General features: G+C 70.6%; 19 protein-coding genes. 7 read left to right on the top strand and 12 right to left on the bottom strand.

All coding sequences use genetic code 11. The features are described 5' to 3' along the window. Positions 1-594: 594 nt before the first annotated feature. Positions 595-1,230 carry a hypothetical protein gene (locus tag AAFN86_RS23855; RefSeq protein WP_347546075.1) on the top strand — a complete coding sequence of 212 codons (636 nt, stop codon included), beginning with the start codon at positions 595-597 and terminating at the stop codon, positions 1,228-1,230. 398 nt (positions 1,231-1,628) lie between these two features. Here the strand turns inward: AAFN86_RS23855 and AAFN86_RS23850 are convergent, their stop codons facing one another. From AAFN86_RS23850 to AAFN86_RS23840, 3 genes are all read right to left on the bottom strand, one after another. Beyond that, positions 1,629-2,153, bottom strand: a complete 525-nt coding sequence (locus tag AAFN86_RS23850; protein WP_347546074.1) for a hypothetical protein — start codon at positions 2,151-2,153, stop codon at positions 1,629-1,631. 347 nt (positions 2,154-2,500) lie between these two features. Continuing rightward, positions 2,501-3,460 (bottom strand): tripartite tricarboxylate transporter substrate binding protein, encoded by a 960-nt coding sequence (locus AAFN86_RS23845; RefSeq protein WP_347546073.1) that lies wholly within the window; start codon positions 3,458-3,460, stop codon positions 2,501-2,503. Between the two features lie 219 nt (positions 3,461-3,679). Beyond that, entirely contained in the window at positions 3,680-4,864 is a 1,185-nt protein-coding gene (locus AAFN86_RS23840; protein WP_347546071.1) for an EAL domain-containing protein, read from the bottom strand. 303 nt (positions 4,865-5,167) lie between these two features. On the opposite strand from AAFN86_RS23840, the gene tsaB reads away from it, so the two are divergent. Then, positions 5,168-5,839 carry a tRNA (adenosine(37)-N6)-threonylcarbamoyltransferase complex dimerization subunit type 1 TsaB gene (gene tsaB, locus AAFN86_RS23835; protein ID WP_347546070.1) on the top strand — a complete coding sequence of 224 codons (672 nt, stop codon included), beginning with the start codon at positions 5,168-5,170 and terminating at the stop codon, positions 5,837-5,839. Then, positions 5,839-6,309, top strand: a complete 471-nt coding sequence (locus AAFN86_RS23830) for a GNAT family N-acetyltransferase (protein ID WP_347546069.1) — start codon at positions 5,839-5,841, stop codon at positions 6,307-6,309. The genes tsaB and AAFN86_RS23830 overlap by 1 nt, the downstream gene beginning before the upstream one ends. On the opposite strand, the gene AAFN86_RS23825 is transcribed toward AAFN86_RS23830, so the two are convergent. Beyond that, positions 6,278-6,547 carry a sulfurtransferase TusA family protein gene (locus AAFN86_RS23825; RefSeq protein WP_408906627.1) on the bottom strand — a complete coding sequence of 90 codons (270 nt, stop codon included), beginning with the start codon at positions 6,545-6,547 and terminating at the stop codon, positions 6,278-6,280. The two genes, AAFN86_RS23830 and AAFN86_RS23825, sit on opposite strands and share 32 nt — an antisense overlap. Before the next feature lie 81 nt (positions 6,548-6,628). Here AAFN86_RS23825 and AAFN86_RS23820 point away from each other — a divergent pair, with 81 nt between their 5' ends. From AAFN86_RS23820 to AAFN86_RS23810, 3 genes are all read left to right on the top strand, one after another. Further along, complete coding sequence (locus AAFN86_RS23820; RefSeq protein ID WP_347546067.1) at positions 6,629-7,054, top strand: MucR family transcriptional regulator; 426 nt, start codon at positions 6,629-6,631, stop codon at positions 7,052-7,054. A gap of 204 nt (positions 7,055-7,258) precedes the next feature. Continuing rightward, entirely contained in the window at positions 7,259-7,759 is a 501-nt protein-coding gene (locus AAFN86_RS23815; RefSeq protein ID WP_347546066.1) for a Fur family transcriptional regulator, read from the top strand. 5 nt (positions 7,760-7,764) lie between these two features. Beyond that, positions 7,765-8,562: a GNAT family N-acetyltransferase gene (locus AAFN86_RS23810; RefSeq protein WP_408906629.1), complete on the top strand. Its 798-nt coding sequence runs from the start codon at positions 7,765-7,767 to the stop codon at positions 8,560-8,562. Here AAFN86_RS23810 and AAFN86_RS23805 read toward each other — a convergent pair. From AAFN86_RS23805 to AAFN86_RS23795, 3 genes are all read right to left on the bottom strand, one after another. Next, the gene (locus AAFN86_RS23805; RefSeq protein WP_347546064.1) at positions 8,535-9,326 is read right to left on the bottom strand and encodes a DMT family transporter; all 792 of its coding nucleotides are present in this window, start codon (positions 9,324-9,326) and stop codon (positions 8,535-8,537) included. The genes AAFN86_RS23810 and AAFN86_RS23805 overlap by 28 nt on opposite strands. A gap of 320 nt (positions 9,327-9,646) precedes the next feature. After that, a complete protein-coding gene (locus AAFN86_RS23800; protein ID WP_347546063.1) occupies positions 9,647-11,101 on the bottom strand; it encodes an amidase family protein in 1,455 nt (484 codons plus the stop codon). Positions 11,102-11,108: 7 nt separating this feature from the next. Next, complete coding sequence (locus tag AAFN86_RS23795) at positions 11,109-11,303, bottom strand: DUF6494 family protein (protein WP_347546062.1); 195 nt, start codon at positions 11,301-11,303, stop codon at positions 11,109-11,111. An 80-nt stretch (positions 11,304-11,383) separates the two neighbouring features. Between AAFN86_RS23795 and AAFN86_RS23790 the strand changes: the two genes are divergently transcribed. Next, on the top strand, positions 11,384-12,019 hold the full coding sequence (locus tag AAFN86_RS23790; protein ID WP_347546061.1) for an FMN-binding negative transcriptional regulator: 636 nt from the start codon (positions 11,384-11,386) through the stop codon (positions 12,017-12,019). On the opposite strand, the gene AAFN86_RS23785 is transcribed toward AAFN86_RS23790, so the two are convergent. From AAFN86_RS23785 to AAFN86_RS23765, 5 genes are read right to left on the bottom strand one after another with little or no spacing between them, the layout of a single operon-like run. Next, positions 12,020-12,889, bottom strand: coding sequence for an EamA family transporter (locus tag AAFN86_RS23785; protein ID WP_347546060.1), 870 nt, complete (start codon positions 12,887-12,889; stop codon positions 12,020-12,022). Next, complete coding sequence (locus AAFN86_RS23780) at positions 12,886-13,140, bottom strand: hypothetical protein (protein WP_347546059.1); 255 nt, start codon at positions 13,138-13,140, stop codon at positions 12,886-12,888. The genes AAFN86_RS23785 and AAFN86_RS23780 overlap by 4 nt, the downstream gene beginning before the upstream one ends. Further along, positions 13,137-13,985, bottom strand: a complete 849-nt coding sequence (gene folD / locus AAFN86_RS23775) for a bifunctional methylenetetrahydrofolate dehydrogenase/methenyltetrahydrofolate cyclohydrolase FolD (protein ID WP_347546058.1) — start codon at positions 13,983-13,985, stop codon at positions 13,137-13,139. The genes AAFN86_RS23780 and folD overlap by 4 nt, the downstream gene beginning before the upstream one ends. Then, entirely contained in the window at positions 13,982-14,284 is a 303-nt protein-coding gene (locus AAFN86_RS23770; RefSeq protein WP_347546057.1) for a DUF167 domain-containing protein, read from the bottom strand. The genes folD and AAFN86_RS23770 overlap by 4 nt, the downstream gene beginning before the upstream one ends. Further along, complete coding sequence (locus AAFN86_RS23765) at positions 14,284-14,586, bottom strand: YggT family protein (protein WP_347546056.1); 303 nt, start codon at positions 14,584-14,586, stop codon at positions 14,284-14,286. The genes AAFN86_RS23770 and AAFN86_RS23765 overlap by 1 nt, the downstream gene beginning before the upstream one ends. Between the last annotated feature and the right edge of the window lie 115 nt (positions 14,587-14,701).

Genomic DNA, 14,701 nt, shown 5'->3' with positions numbered 1-14,701 from the left:
TGCCAAGGCCGCGAAGGCGGCCCGGCGAAAGCCAAGCAAACTGGAGGTTTGCGCGTCACGCCATGGGCGTGCCTTCGGCACGACGCATCCGAGGGCAGGCCGAAGCCAATACCAACGGTCGAAGAATTCGGCCGTTGGTATGAGGCGGGGGCGACGCGCGACGGGTGCGTGTCATGGAAACGAAAGAACCCTCAGGCCTCGGCGCGAAGGTATCGCGGCGATGCCCTGCTGAGAGGGATGCTGCCCCTCTCACCCACCTGAAATCCTGTGGGCCTTTTGGATAGCCGAGGCTTGGTGCTGGGCGCGGCTATCGTGACCGGCGCGCGCTGCTCGGGAAGCGCGACCTGATCGCAAGGCGCCACAGATTGCTCTCCAAGGCCCGTGGCGGAGCGGTTGGAGCCGATCCCGATCGGGTGGGCTGGAGACGTTGCCGAGCGGCGCGGCGAACGGAAGCGGCTCCAGGAGTGGCGATGCCGCATGATCCCTTCACCGCATCCCGCGGTGAATGAGACACGCCCCCGAATGAAGGATTTCGCTGCGGCCTCGGATCGGTCATGGCAAGGTTCCGCCATCAAGACTCTCGGGATCCGCGCCATGCGCAAGGCCGCCGCTGCCGCTCTCCTGCTGTCCGTGCTGGCCGCCGCGCCGGCCGGCGCGCAGGTGACCTACAATGGTTGGAATCTCGGCCCCGACTACGGCGCCATGGCCGACCAGGTGAACCGCGACCGCGCCGCCCAGATGCAGCAGATGCAACAGGCCGAGCAGCAGATCATCCAGCAGGCGATGCAGGACCCGATCTGTCAGCAATACTACGCACAGCACCGCGCGCAGGGCGGCCAGACGCCCTGGCCGACCTTCGCCTACCAATGTGCCGCGACCAACCGGTTCAGCCGGGAGGGCATCCAGGCTTTCCGCCGCAACGAATCCCAGAACCAGCGGGCCGAACAGGACCGCCTCGCCGGGCTGCGGGAGGCGGAACGCCAGCGCGGTCTCGCCCAGGGCCAGTGGGATGACGGCTACGGGCGCAACCAGGGGGAGGCCGGCCGGGTCATGCAGGGCCAGGGCACCTGGACCGACCCGCGCACCGGCCAGCAGCAGGTGCTGCCCTACATGGGCGGGTCGATCACGCAGGACCCGCGCACCGGCCAGATCTATGGCCGCGACGCCCAGGGGCGGCAATTCGTCCAGGGCCAGGATGGGCTGTGGTACCCGATGCAGCCCGGCCGGTAGAGCAGATCCCGATCAGGTGGAATCACACCAACGGCCGATTTCTTCGCCCGTTGGCATCGGCTTCGGCCTGCCTTCAGACGCGTCGTGCCGAAGGCACGCCCATGGCGTGACGCGCAAACCCCCGGTTTGCTTGGCTTTCGCCGGACGACCGGCGGGCCGCCTTCGCGGCCTCGGCACGAGCCAATGACTCGCGCCGTTGGCATTACCTGGTCGGATGAAGCTGCTCGAATAAACAGCAGGCTAGAGTCACCGCTGTGAGCCCGGGCGAACGGAAACGGCTCTGGGCCACGCGCGTACCGAGGCACGCCGCGCGCGCACGACTTCGCTCCGCCCACGCCATGGATCGTCCGATGGGCGCCTTCGCACCGTCAGCCGATTCGGCGGGGACGCGATCCATCCTACGGCGCGCTGTCCTGGACAAGGGTGACCGCCACCTCGTCGCCGGCGCGCAGCCGCGTCGCGAAGGCCATCATCGGCGGGTTCTGCAGCGTCACTTCCTGCGTCCCGCCATCCGGTCCGGCCAGGACCATCGTGCCACCGCCGATCGCGACCTCCCGGATCGTCGCGCGTATCCGTCCACCGGCATCCGCGCGCGCCAGCCGCGCCGCCGGGGCAATCCGCACCACGCCGCTCGCTTCATATTCGACAACCACGCGCGCGCCCTGGCGCAAGGTGCCGAAGCGGCGCGCCTCGGGTGCGGCGGTCATGTCGATGACCGCACCACCGGCGGTCTCCAGCACGGCCTGCCGCGTCGTGGCATCGAAGAACCGAACCGTCGCGATGGCTGCAAGGCTGGCCAGCACCACAGGTGGTGGCGCGGTGACCACAGGGCGCGGCGGGGATGGGTTGCTTGCGGGCAGGGTGCAGCCCGACAGAGGCAGCATGGCCGCAACAAGGAGCCGGCGGAAAAAGGTTGGCGTCACGCAGGCGGCTCCGGAGTTTTGTGCGGCGACCAGTGTCCGGGCGCGGGGGGCTGCGAGGCAAGAGGGTGTGTCGCGCAGGGGCGGCGCGCGACCCGATGCCAATTTGCCGCGTAGCACCGCGCAGCCCCGACCGGCCGCGCACACCAGGCTCGAAACGCCGGATGGAGATGGGGGGTATGGCCGAACATTGTCTGTGTGAGCCACCCCACCAAAGCCTCAGAGCCTTCCGCCGATGACAGGCCACAGGGCAACAAGCCGCCCTGGACCGCGCCGCCGGATGCGCCGACAGGGAAATGGCGGTCCCGGGTGCCGTGGCCCTGGCGGGGACGAAGGTCCCGCCGGCGCCCCTATTGCGGCCGGATATCCGCCGCGCGCGCCGCCGCCCCCCACTTGTCCAGTTCCGCCTGCACGAAGGCGCGCATTTCGTCCGGCGTATTGGACACGATCGACGCCCCCAGCGTCTTGTGCCGGTCGATCACCGTCGGGTTCTGCAGCGCGGCGCGGATATCGGTGTTGAGCTTCGCCAGCACCGGCGCGGGCAGGTTGGCCGGGGCGATGATCATGCCCCAGGTCGATGCCTCGAAGCCCGGCAGGAAGGCTTCCCCGATTGTCGGCACGTCCGGCAACTGCGCGCTGCGCTGCGCGCCCGTGGTCGCCAGCGCCTTCAGCGCGCCGGACTGGATATGCGGCAGCGCGGCCGGCACCGTGTCGAACATGATGTTCACCCGATTGGCCATCAGGTCCGGATGCGCCTGGGTGCTGCCGCGATAGGGCACGTATTCCAGCGTGATCCCGGTGCGCTGGGCAAACAGCACGGGGGCGAGCCGCACCACGCCGCCGGTGCCGGCGAAGGTCACGCCGGGGTTGCGCTTCGCATAGTCCACCAGCTCGGCCGCGGTGTTCGGGGCGAAGTCGCGCGCCGCGCACAGCACCAGCGGCGTCGAGGTGGTCTGCGTGACGAAGGTGAAGTCGCGCATGGTGTCGAATGGTAGCCGGTAGAAGGCCGCGTTGACCGGATGCCCGACCGACACAAGGCCGAGCGTGTAGCCATCGGCCGGGCTGCGCGCGACCACCTCGGTGCCGATCACGCCATCGGCGCCGGCACGGTTCTCGACTGGCACGGGCTGGCCCCAGGCGGTGGACAGCGGATCGGCTATCAGCCGCGCGGTGATGTCGGAAACCCCGCCCGGCGTATAGGGCACGACGATGCGCACGGCGCGGTTCGGCCAGGTGGTCTGGGCAGTCGCGGCGCGCGCGGCGAACACCGCAAGCGCCCCGGCGCCGAGGCCGCGGCGGGTGATGGTCATGGAGGTTCCTTCCCAGGTCTGGACCTTGCTTGCCGCCATCCTGACCGGCCGGGCAAGGCGATGGAAGCCCCGTCATGGCGCATTGGCGGTGATGTGCGTACCGGGCGGCAGCCGGCCCCGCGGCGGTCGTCGGGCCAGGCGCCAGCGGTGCCGGCCGACCCGCCACGCACACCAGCACCGCGCGGCGCCGGGCCGATGCCCGATGCTGTCGCCGGGACCTCACTCGCTCCCGTGCAGCACCAGCGCGGCCTGCTTGCGCCCGGTGATGTCGATGCCGGTGATCGAATAGCCGAGGAGCTCATCCGCCTCGTCGCTGACGAACTGCAGGGTCAGCAGATCGGTGCCGCCGGCGGGCATGTCCATCTCGAAGGCCGGCCGCGTTGCGGTCCCATGGCCGTCGCCGTGCAGGTCCTCGATCATGGGCACGATGCGCGGCATCAACTCGGCGATGGTCCGGCCGATCACTGCCCGCGCCGGCAGCGCAAGGCGCCGCGCAAAGCCTTCGCTGACACCAAGCAGGTGCAGGTCCGGGTCCAGGAACGCAACGCTGAGCGCCGACGACCGATACAGCGCCGCCATCTGCGCGAGGCAGCGTTGCGGCGACAGCCGCGGCAGCGCGGCCAGGGTGCTCTGCCTGCCGATCGCAGACATCGTCGCCGGCACGTCCTTCGCCGGCAGGCCGGCGCCGAAGAGGAAGCCCTGCGCCAGGTCGCAACCGATGCGGCTGAGGTAACGGGCCTGCGCCTCGGTCTCCACGCCCTCGGCCACCACTGGAAGGCCGAGATTCTGCCCAAGCCCCACCACGGCGCAGACAATGTTGCGGCTGTGGCGATCATCCAGCATCGAGCGCACGAAGCTCGCATCCAGCTTCAGCTTGGTGAAGCGTAGCGCCTGCAGCCGCGTCAGGCTGGAATGGCCGGTGCCGAAATCGTCCAACGCCAGGCCCACGCCCATGGCCCGCAATTCCTGCACCATGCGCAGCGCCGCCGCATCGTCGGCGAGGATCGCGCTCTCGGTGATCTCGACATGCACGCGCGCCAGGGGAAACGATGAGGTCGCGGCCGCGCCGCGGATCAGGTCCGGCAGGCCGGCGTCCAGCAACTGCGTCGGCGAGATGTTGAAGGCCAGGACGAATTCGCCGGGCCAGGCGAGGGCGGCCCGGAAGCCCTGGCGCATCAGCCGGCTGGTCAGGGCATTGAGCAGGCCGGCGCGCTCGGCGATCGGAATGAAGATGCCGGGGCTGACGATCCCCAGCGCGGGGTCGTGCCACCGCGCCAGGACCTCGAAGCCGACCAGGCTCCGATCCCGCAGGGCCAGGATGGGCTGGAAGACCGGCGTGATGCGCCCGTCGACGACCGCCGCCGCCAGCTTTCCGGCAACCTCGTCTGGTGCGGGCAGTTGCATCCGCTCGGCGTCTCCCATCCGACATGCCACACCTATAAGTGGAGAATCTATGATGATGTTTCACCTCATATCGGTCCGACATCGATCACAACTCGGTCAACCGGCATCGCGGCGCCAGAGCGTGCGCCGCCACGCACTCCCTCATCATCGCGGCCCCGCGGACATTCCACCCCGCCGGCAACGGTCTAAAGCCGCTCCCGTTCGCATTGGCTCACGGCAGCGGCCCTAGTCTTTTGTTTTTTCGAGCATCTTCACCCGATCAGGTGATTCCACGTGATCGGGATCTGCTCTAAGTCGCCGCGCATGAGAATTCTCGCCGTCGAAGGCGCCCTCGCCCGCTGCTCCGTCGCGCTGCTCGTGGATGGCGCCGTGGTGGCGGCGCGGCAGCAGGAGGCGGCGCGCGGCCACCCAGCCCTGCTGCCGCGTTTCGCGGCGGAGATCCTCGCCGACGCGGGCTGGGCCGCGACTGCGCTGGACGCCGTGGCGGTGGGTGTCGGCCCCGGTGGCTTCACCGGCCTGCGCGCGGCCATCGCGCTGGCCGAAGGCCTCGCCCAGGCCGCCGGCCGCCCGCTGGTCGGCGTGACCACCGGCGAAGCACTGGCGGCCGCCCTGCCGGAAGGTCTCGCCACCGGCCGGGCGATCTGGGCGGCGATTGACAATCGCCGCGGGCGCGTCGTGCTGGAATGCTTCGCACCGGGCGCCGCCAAACCTGGCCTGCCGATCGTCGCGCCGCTCGATTCGCTGCCGGCGGCCGGCGCACCGGTGCTGATCCTCGGCGACGCTGCAGAGGCGGTGGCTGCCCTGCTCACCGCTCGCGGCGACGTGGCGCAGTCGCGCCCGGGACTGCCCTGCGCCGCCGCCGTGGCACGCGTGGCCGCGGATCGTCTCGCCGGGCGGCTGCCGCCACGCGACGCCACGCCGCTCTATGCCGAGCCCCCCGCGGTCAGCGCCCCGCCGCCGAGCCGGACCGCCTGATGGCGAGCACGATCAGCGCGGTGGGGGGCGAAGCGGCCGCGCTGCTGGCCTCGCTGCACGCCGCCGCCTTCCCGCCCGCGGAACGCTGGGGGCCCCAGGCGATCGAACTCATGCTCGGCCTGCCCGGCCATTTCGCGCTGGTCGCCGCCGAAGCCGGCTCGCCTCTGGGCTTCGCCATGGGACGGGTCGCGGCCGACCAGGCCGAGGTGCTGACCCTCGCAGTCCACCCGGGCGCCAGGCGCACGGGCGTCGGCCTTGCCCTGATGGCGGCACTGGCCGGCGAAGCAACGAATCGGGGCGCGGTCGAACTGTTCCTGGAAGTCGCCGAGACCAACGCCGCGGCCCGCGCGCTCTACGGGCGTCTCGGTGCCGCCGCGGCAGGTCGGCGGCGCGCCTATTACCCGGACGGTGCCGATGCGCTGGTGCTGCGCCTGACGCTCACGCGCCCCGGCGCAAAACAAGACGGGTGATACCGGCCGAATCCTCGGTCTGCGCGAGTATGGCGTGCCCCTGTTCCACCGCCGTACGCGGGACATTTCGGCGCGGCTCTTCACCCGACAGCAAAACCTCAAGCACATCGCCCGGAGCGAGACGATCAAGTGCCAACCGCACGCGCACGAAGGTCATCGGACAAGTTTCTCGCGTGATGTCCAGGACGGAAAACCCTGTCGTTTCTTCGTGACCGGATGGGACATTTGCGTGTGTCATGGAATTCACCATAGCGCGAATTGCCGGCCGTTACGACGACAGGTAGAACGGTCCCCGCTAAGTCTACAGGGGGCACATTCAATGGCTGATTCCAACCCGCACGGGGAGCTTCTGGGCCTGACGGCACAGATTGTCTCCGCGCATGTCTCGCACAACCCGGTTCCCGCATCGGAACTGCCAGGCCTGATCCAGGAGGTGTTCCGCACGCTGGCCGGCGTCGGCAGCCACCCGGCGCCGGAACCCGAACGGCCGCAACCGGCCGTGCCGATCAAGAAGTCCATCACGCCGGGCTACCTCATCTGCCTCGAGGACGGCAAGAAGCTGAAGATGCTCAAGCGGCATCTCAAGACCTCCTACAACCTGTCGCCCGAACAGTATCGCGAGCGCTGGGGCCTGCCGGCCGACTATCCAATGGTGGCGCCGGATTATGCCAAGCATCGTTCGTCGCTGGCCAAGAAGATCGGGCTCGGCACCACGCCGCGCGCCCGCGTCAAGGGCAAGGGCTGACACCGCGGCCGGGCTGCGCGTGGCTGGGCTAGGCCGACCGCAGCCCCGGCGTCAGGCGGGGCGGCAGTATGCATCCGGGCCGTGGCACCCCATATGGTGGCCACAGCGGGTCGCAGCTTGGCTGTGGCCTGACGGCGCCGGCCGGACTATCGTCCCCGGCCGCGCCGGACTCGGCGCGTGACAGAACGGGGTACCAACCGCCGCATGGAGAGCCGCATTCAGGCCCGCCCAACGACCCAGGACCATACGCCGTCCCGGATCGAACAGCTTTGTATCGAGCGCGGCCTCAAGATGACGGGGCAGCGCCGCTTGATCGCGCGCGTGCTCAGCGAGGCCGAGGATCACCCCGATGTCGAGGACGTCTATCGGCGCGCATTGGCGCTCGACAACAAGGTCTCCATCGCGACGGTGTACCGGACCGTGCGGCTGCTCGAGGAAAAGGGCATCCTGGAACGGCGCGACTTCGGCGGCGGACGTGCCCGCTACGATCCGGCCGACCGCGGCCATCACCACCATCTGATCGACGTGGATACCGGCAAGGTGATCGAATTCGCCGATGAGGAGTTCGAGGCGCTGGCGCGGGTGCTGGCGCGCCGACTCGGCTTCGTCCTCGTTGGCCAGCGGCTGGAACTGTTCGGCCGCCGGCCTGAACCGGCGGAAGCCGAGATCCCGGCCAAGCGCCGCAAGGCCGGGCGCGACTCGTGAGCGTCATTGAGGACGCGGGCTTCGGCGAGCTCCGCTCGGGCAATCTGGGCGTGCGGCTGGCGCGCGACCCGGCCGAGATCGACGCCGTGCAGGCGCTGCGCTACCGCGTCTTCTATGAGGAGATGGGCGCCCATGCCGATGCGGCGACCGCATCGAGCCGCCGCGACCGGGACGATTTCGACGCCGTCGCCGATCATCTGCTGGTGGTGGACCACGACAAGGGCGAGGGCGCGGAATCCGTCGTCGGCACCTATCGGCTGATCCGCCGCGGGGCCGCCGCACGGCTCGGCCGCTGGTACTCGGCCGCCGAATACGACATCTCCCGGATCCTCGCCGTCGAGGGCGAGTTGGTGGAATGCGGGCGGTCCTGCGTCGATGCCGCCTATCGCACGCGCGGCACGCTGCAACTGCTCTGGAGCGGCATCGCCGCCTATGTGGCCAGGCACCGCATCGCCATCCTGTTCGGCTGTGCCTCCCTGCCCGGCACCGACCTGGATGCACTGGCGGACCAGCTGACCTACCTCGCGGCCAACCACATGGCGCCGGAGGAGATCCGCCCGCGCGCCCTGCCCGACCGTTACGTCGAGATGATGCGCAAGGACCCGGCGACCATCGACCGCAAGCAGACGCTGGTGGACCTGCCGCCGCTGGTGAAGGGGTATCTGCGGCTGGGCGGCTTCGTCGGTGACGGCGCGGTGATCGACCCGCAGTTCAACACCACGGACGTTGCGGTCATGGTGAAGACCGACCTGATCACGGAAAAGTATTCGAAGCACTACGAGCGCAAGATCCGCGAAGCATAGGCCAGCGCCCGCCCGTCGATCGCGGCAAGGCCGGCCGCGATCAGCGCCATCCCGGCCAGGTGGCGCGGCGCCAGGGCCTCATCCAACAGCAGCGTGCCGAGCAGGATGGCGCTGACCGGGATCAGGAAGGTGACCAGCACCAGGTTCACCGCCCCGGCCAGCGCCAGGATGCGGAAATACAGGACATAGGCCGCGGCGGTGGACAGCCCCGCCAAGCCCAGCACCGCGGCGACAGTGGCGGCGGAGGGGGCCGGCAGACCCCAGGGTCGGTCGATCACCAGCGCAAGCGGCAGCATCACGACGGCGGATGCCGTGACCTGGCCGAGTGCCGCCTGCATCGGCGCGACGCCGATGGCGCGGAAGCGCCGCCCGAAGACCCCGGCGCAGGCATAGGAGAAGGTCGCCGCCAGCATCGCGGCCGTCGCCACCCCGGCCGCCGCCGCGCCGCCCAGGATGTCCGCGCCCATCATCGCCGCCACGCCGGCGAAGCCGAACAGCACGCCGGCGATCTTGCCCGGCGTCGCTCTCTCCTCCCGCGTGAAGGCGTGTGCGACCAGCACGGTCCACAGCGGCGTGGTGGCGTTCAGGATCGATGCGAGGCCGGAGGGCAGCGTCTGCTGCGCCCAGACGATCAGGGTGAAGGGGATGACGTTGTTGATCAGCCCCATCATCGCAATCGCGCGCCAGGCGCGACTGCCGCGCGGCGGCGCCACGCCCAGCAGCGGCAGCGCCGCCCAACAGCATCGCCGCGGCGATGGCGACACGCAGCGCCACCAGCGTCAGCGGCGGGATCTCCGCCACCGCCACACCGACGAAGAAGAACGACCCGCCCCAAAGGACGGACAAGGCAGCCAGCAGGGACCAGGCGAGGGCGGACATTCACTCGTCTTCGCCGATCCCATGCGCGACGGACAGTCCGGGCGTTGCGGTCATGCCGAAACCTTCGGCCGATTGCCGGCGCGCGGGATTTGCCATGCTTGTGAGGGGGCCGCGCACCGGCATCGGCCGGCTTGGCTCCGCCGGGCCGCATCCGTGACCTCGCCCGCCCTCGGCGAGCGCAAGCCACGGGCAACGGGTCACGGCATCACTCGTAGGGCGGCACCACCCCTGGCTTCGGGTCGAGCGGCAGAAGCCGGTCGATCCCGCTCAGCCGCTCGAACAGCGCCGCGACCTGCAGGGCCCGCGCATCCTGGCGCGGCGGGGCGACGACCTGCAGCCCAACCGGCCGGCCGTGGCTGTCGAAGCCGCAAGGCACCGCGACGGCGGGGCAGCCCGCCATTGTCGCGAAGGCGTTGATCAGCGACCCGCCCATGTAGTTCTCCAGCACCTTGCCGCCGATCTTCTCCGGCGCGCGCAGCATCACGTCGAAGGCCGGCGTGGACGCACCTGGCGTGATCAGCACGTCGCAGCGGGCGAAGATGTCGCGCAGCGAACGGAAGAAGCGCGCGCGTTCGTGTTCGGCCCAGGCGAGGCGGGACGGTGTTTCAGACAACCCCCGTTCGGTCTGCCAAACGATGTCGGGCTTCAGCATGTCGCGCCGGGTCGCCAGCAATTCCTCGCGGTCCACCACGAAATGCTGGCTGCGCAGCACCAGGAAGGCCTCGTTCAGCGCGCCGAGGTCGGGGAACACCTCCTCGATGACGATGCCGAGGGCTTCGAGGCGGCGGACCTCCTTCGCGCAGATCGCCGCCGTCTCGCGGTCCATCGCCATCGCGCCGCCGAAATCGGTGGCGAAGGCGATGCGCGGGGGCTTCTCGCGCTCCGCGGCGACGACCGCGTCCACATAGGAGCGCGCCGGCGCGTCATAGGTCATCGGGTCGTCGATGTCCCAGCCGGCCATGGTGTCGAGGAACAGCGCGAGGTCGGGAATGTTGCGCGCCATGGGCCCCTGGACGGACAGCGGCGACCACAGATCCTCCTGCGCGCCGCGTGTCACGCGCCCTGGAGAAGGCCGCAGGCCGACGACCGAGCAGTAGGTCGCTGGGCGGCGCAACGACCCGCCATGGTCGGAGCCATGGGCGAGCCAGACCTCCCCGGTCGCCAGGGCGACCGCCCCACCGCCGGTGGACCCGCCACAGGTCAGCGCTGTGTTCCAGGGGTTGCGCGTACGGCCGAACACCTCGTTGAAGGTCGATCCGCCGGCACCGAATTCGGGCGTGTTGGATTTGGCGATGACGATGCCGCCGCGGCGTTCGATGCGCTCGACGACGGGATGGCTGCGGTCGGGGACGTAATCCGCGAAGATCGGGCTGCCGAAGGTGGTGCGCACGCCGGCAACCTCGGTGAGATCCTTGATGGCGACCGGCAGGCCGGCGAGCCAGCCCGGCTCGCCTTCCGCATCACGCCGCTGGCCGTTCATTAGCGCCTTCGCGTGGTCGCGCGCACGATCGAGGCACAGCGTCGGCAGCGCATTCACCGCCGGCTCCACGGTCGCGATGCGCGCAGCCGCGGCGTCGATCATCTCGAGTGGCGAGACCTCGCCGGCGCGCAGCTTCGCCACCGCCTCGGTGGCGGTGAGGCGGATCAGGTCATTGGTCATGGGGCAATCAATCCAGCGGGATGGCGGCGTCGACCGTGTGGTGCAGGCCAGGTGCATCCGGTGAGGTGAGCGTCATCGTCAGCCGCAGCACCTTGGGGCCGCCGACGCCGTCGCGCGCCACGCGCTCGATCTCGCGCTGCGACGTGACGCCGACCTGCTTGAGGAACTTGCGCAGTTCCATGTTGAATCGGTCCTCGTCCATGGCATGTCTCCTGCGCGCAGGCAGCCGTTTTCCGATCCGGCCGCGGGCCGGTAGCCTGCACCCGATAGGAGCACCGCGCCATGTACAACCCGCCCGCCTTCCGCGAGGACCGCCCAGACGTGCTGGGGGAGATCATCCGCGCGGCGCGCCTGGCGCTGCTGGTCAGCGCCGCGGCGGATGGCGGCGTGCCGGACGCGACGCACCTGCCGATGACGCTGGTGCCGGAGGAAGGGCCACAGGGCACGCTGTATGGCCATGTCGCCAGGGCCAACCCGCAATGGCGCGCCCTTGCCGCCGCCGGTGCCGCGCGGGCCATCTTCACGGGGCCCGAGGCGTATGTCTCGCCGTCCCTGTATCCGTCGAAGGCGGAACACGGCCGGGTCGTGCCGACCTGGAACTACGTCGCCGTGCACGCCATCGGCCCGGTCGAGATCGTCGAGGATGCGGGGCGGCTGCACGACATCGTCACCCGCCTGACGCAACACCATGAGGCACCCCGCGCCGCGCCATGGGCGGTGACCGATGCGCCGGATGACTTCGTCGCCGCGCAATTGAAGGGCATCGTCGGCGTCGTGCTGCGGATCGAGACGCTGATCGGCAAGCGCAAGCTCAGCCAGAACCGGGCGCAGCCCGACCGTGACGGCGTTCACGCCGGCCTGTCGGCCAGCGACGATGCGGCCGACCGCGCCGTGGCGGACGCGATGCGCGCCGGATGATCAGCGCGGCGCGCGCAGCAGCAGCGCGAGCCCGGCAAGCGTCACCGCACCGCCGGCGAGGTCCGTGACGCGCAGCGTCTCATCCAGCATCGCCCAGCCGAGCAGCGCCGCGACCGGCGGCGCCAACAGTTGCAGCGCGGCGGCGGTCGAGGCCGGCAGTCGCCGCAGCAACACGAAGTACAACGCATAGCCGCCCAGTCCGACGACCAGGATGGACCAGGCCAGCGCCGCCACGCCGAACCAGTCCGGCGCTGCACGCGGCAGGGGTTCCAGCACCAGCGCGAAAGGCGCCACCGCCAGGGCGGCCACCATCGTCTGGCCCAGATTCGACATCCATGGATCGAGCCGGCCGCGCGCCGGGGCAAAGGCGAGCAACCCGCCCGCCTGGGACAGCGCGCCGACCAGGGCCAGCGCGATGCCACCCGCCGCCGCCGCGTCGAGCCCCGGCACGGCGCGTGGCAGCCCCAGCATGGCGACGCCAACCCACCCCAGCGTGAGCCCCACCCAGGCCTGTGCAGCCAGCCGCCGGCCGAACAGCAGGCGTTCACCAAGCGCCACGCACAGCGGTGCCGTCGCCGACAGCAGGGCGACCAGCCCCGAAGGGATCAGCGCCGAGGCCGCCCAGGCGCAACCGAGATAGCCACCCACCCCGAAGGCGCCCATGGCCGCGATGCGTGGCAGGTCCGCCCGTGCCGGCAACCGCGCCCGCATGAACCAGGCAGCCGCCAGCAGCAGCGGCACGCCGATCGCGAAGCGCAGCGACAACGCCATAAGCGGCGGCCATTCCAGCGCGACGATACGCGCCGCGTTGAAGGCGGAAGCCCACATCAGGACGAACAGCCCGGCGAGGCCGAGCGTGCCGGCACTCACGCCCCGAGGCGCCTCTCGATTCGCGCGAGGCCATCCTTCAAGGCCCTGATCTCGGTCGCCTGCCGCCGCAGGGCGGCCATCAGCGCGGCAATGCCGAGCAGCCCGAGTGCGGGGATCGCCCCGGCCCAGGCATAGAGCATCCGCCCGCGGTTCCAGCCCTCGCCGCCCCAGGGCGTGGATTCCCAGGCCAGATGGGCACAGGCCAGCAGCCCGGCGATGCCGACCGCCTGCAGGATGCGGACAAGCATCATGCCGCCCCGCGCCGCGCGATGGCTGCGTCGAGCGTATTCTCCAGCAGGCAGGCGATGGTCATCGGCCCGACGCCGCCGGGCACCGGCGTGATGGCGCCGGCAACGGGCGCGGCCTCGGCGAAGGCGACGTCACCCACCAGCCGGCCATCCGCCAGCCGGTTGATGCCGACGTCGATCACGATCGCGCCCGGCGCGATCCAGTCCGCGCGCACCATCTCCGGTCGGCCGACGGCGGCGACCAGGACGTCGGCGCGGCGACATTCCGCCGGCAGGTCGCGGGTGCGGGAATGGGCGATGGTCACGGTGCAATCGGCGCCCAGCAGGAGCTGCGCCATGGGCCGCCCAACGATCTGGGACCGGCCCAGCACCACCGCCCGCGCCCCGCCCAGCGCCACGCCCGCTTCGGCCAGGATGTGCATGACCCCGCGCGGCGTGCAGGGCACCAGGCCGGGCTGCCCGGCGGCCAGGCGGCCCGCATTCAGCGGGTGGAAGCCGTCCACATCCTTGGCCGGATCGACGGCGGCGATCGCCGCCTCGGTGCGGATCTGCGGCGGCAGGGGCAATTGCACCAGGATGCCGTCCACCGCCGGGTCGGCGTTGAGGCGCGCGATGGTGGCGAGCAGGTCGGCCTCGGTCGTTTCGGCCGGCAGGTGGATGGTTTCGCTGTCGAAGCCGGCGGCTTTGGCCGCCTTGTCCTTGTTGCGGACATAGACGCCGGAGGCCGGGTCTTCCCCCACCCGCACCACGCGCAGGCCGGGGCTGTAGGGCAGCACGGCCACACGGTCGGCCAGGCGGGCGCGCAGCGCGGCGGCGATCGCCTTGCCATCGAGAATGCGGGCCGTCATGCGAGGGAATCCAGGCCGGGACGCAGGGCGACGGGGTCGCCTGCGATGCGCAGGGTCTTTTCGCGGCTTGCCGCCCCCTGCACGAGATCGACCGCCGACATCGCCACGCCCAATGCGCGCGCCAGGGTAGCGCAGGCCGCCCGGGTGGCCCGGCCATCCTCGGGTGCCTCGGTGACGGCGATGGCAAGGCGGGGTCCGTCCGCGGCGGGCTTCACCCCGCCCAGGCCGGGCCGGCGCGATTTGGGCTGCACCTTCACCCGCACCAGCACCGCACCGCCTTCCGCGCGCCAGAAGGTCATCAGCCGAAGCCGCTGGTCAGCATGCCGACATAGATCTCGCCGAGCAGGATGCGCAGCGCCTGCAGCAGCAGGATCAGCACCAGCGGCGACAGGTCGACCCCGCCCAGGTCCGGCAGGAACCGGCGAATCGGCCGCAGGACGGGCTCGGTCACGCGGTAGAAGAAGTCAGAAATCGTCCAAACCAGCCGATTGCGGCCGTCGAGGATGTTGAAGGCGAGCAGCAGCGAGAGCACCGCCGCGATGATCAACGCCCAGACATAGAGGCTGATAGCGGTATCCAGCAGCCAGAACAGCGCGCGCATGGGCCCTCCTCGAAAGCGGGGGCAACCTAGTGACGGGGACGGCCCCGGACAAGGCGCCTTCAGGGGTGCCTTGACTTCCCTGCCGGCCTGGGGCACTGAGCCGGCCTCGCGCGGC

The sequence above is a fragment of the Roseomonas sp. CAU 1739 genome, assembly GCF_039839775.1.
Classification (GTDB): domain Bacteria; phylum Pseudomonadota; class Alphaproteobacteria; order Acetobacterales; family Acetobacteraceae; genus Neoroseomonas.
Note: the sequence above shows the minus strand (reverse complement) of the source record. Positions and strands in the feature narration are given on the sequence as shown.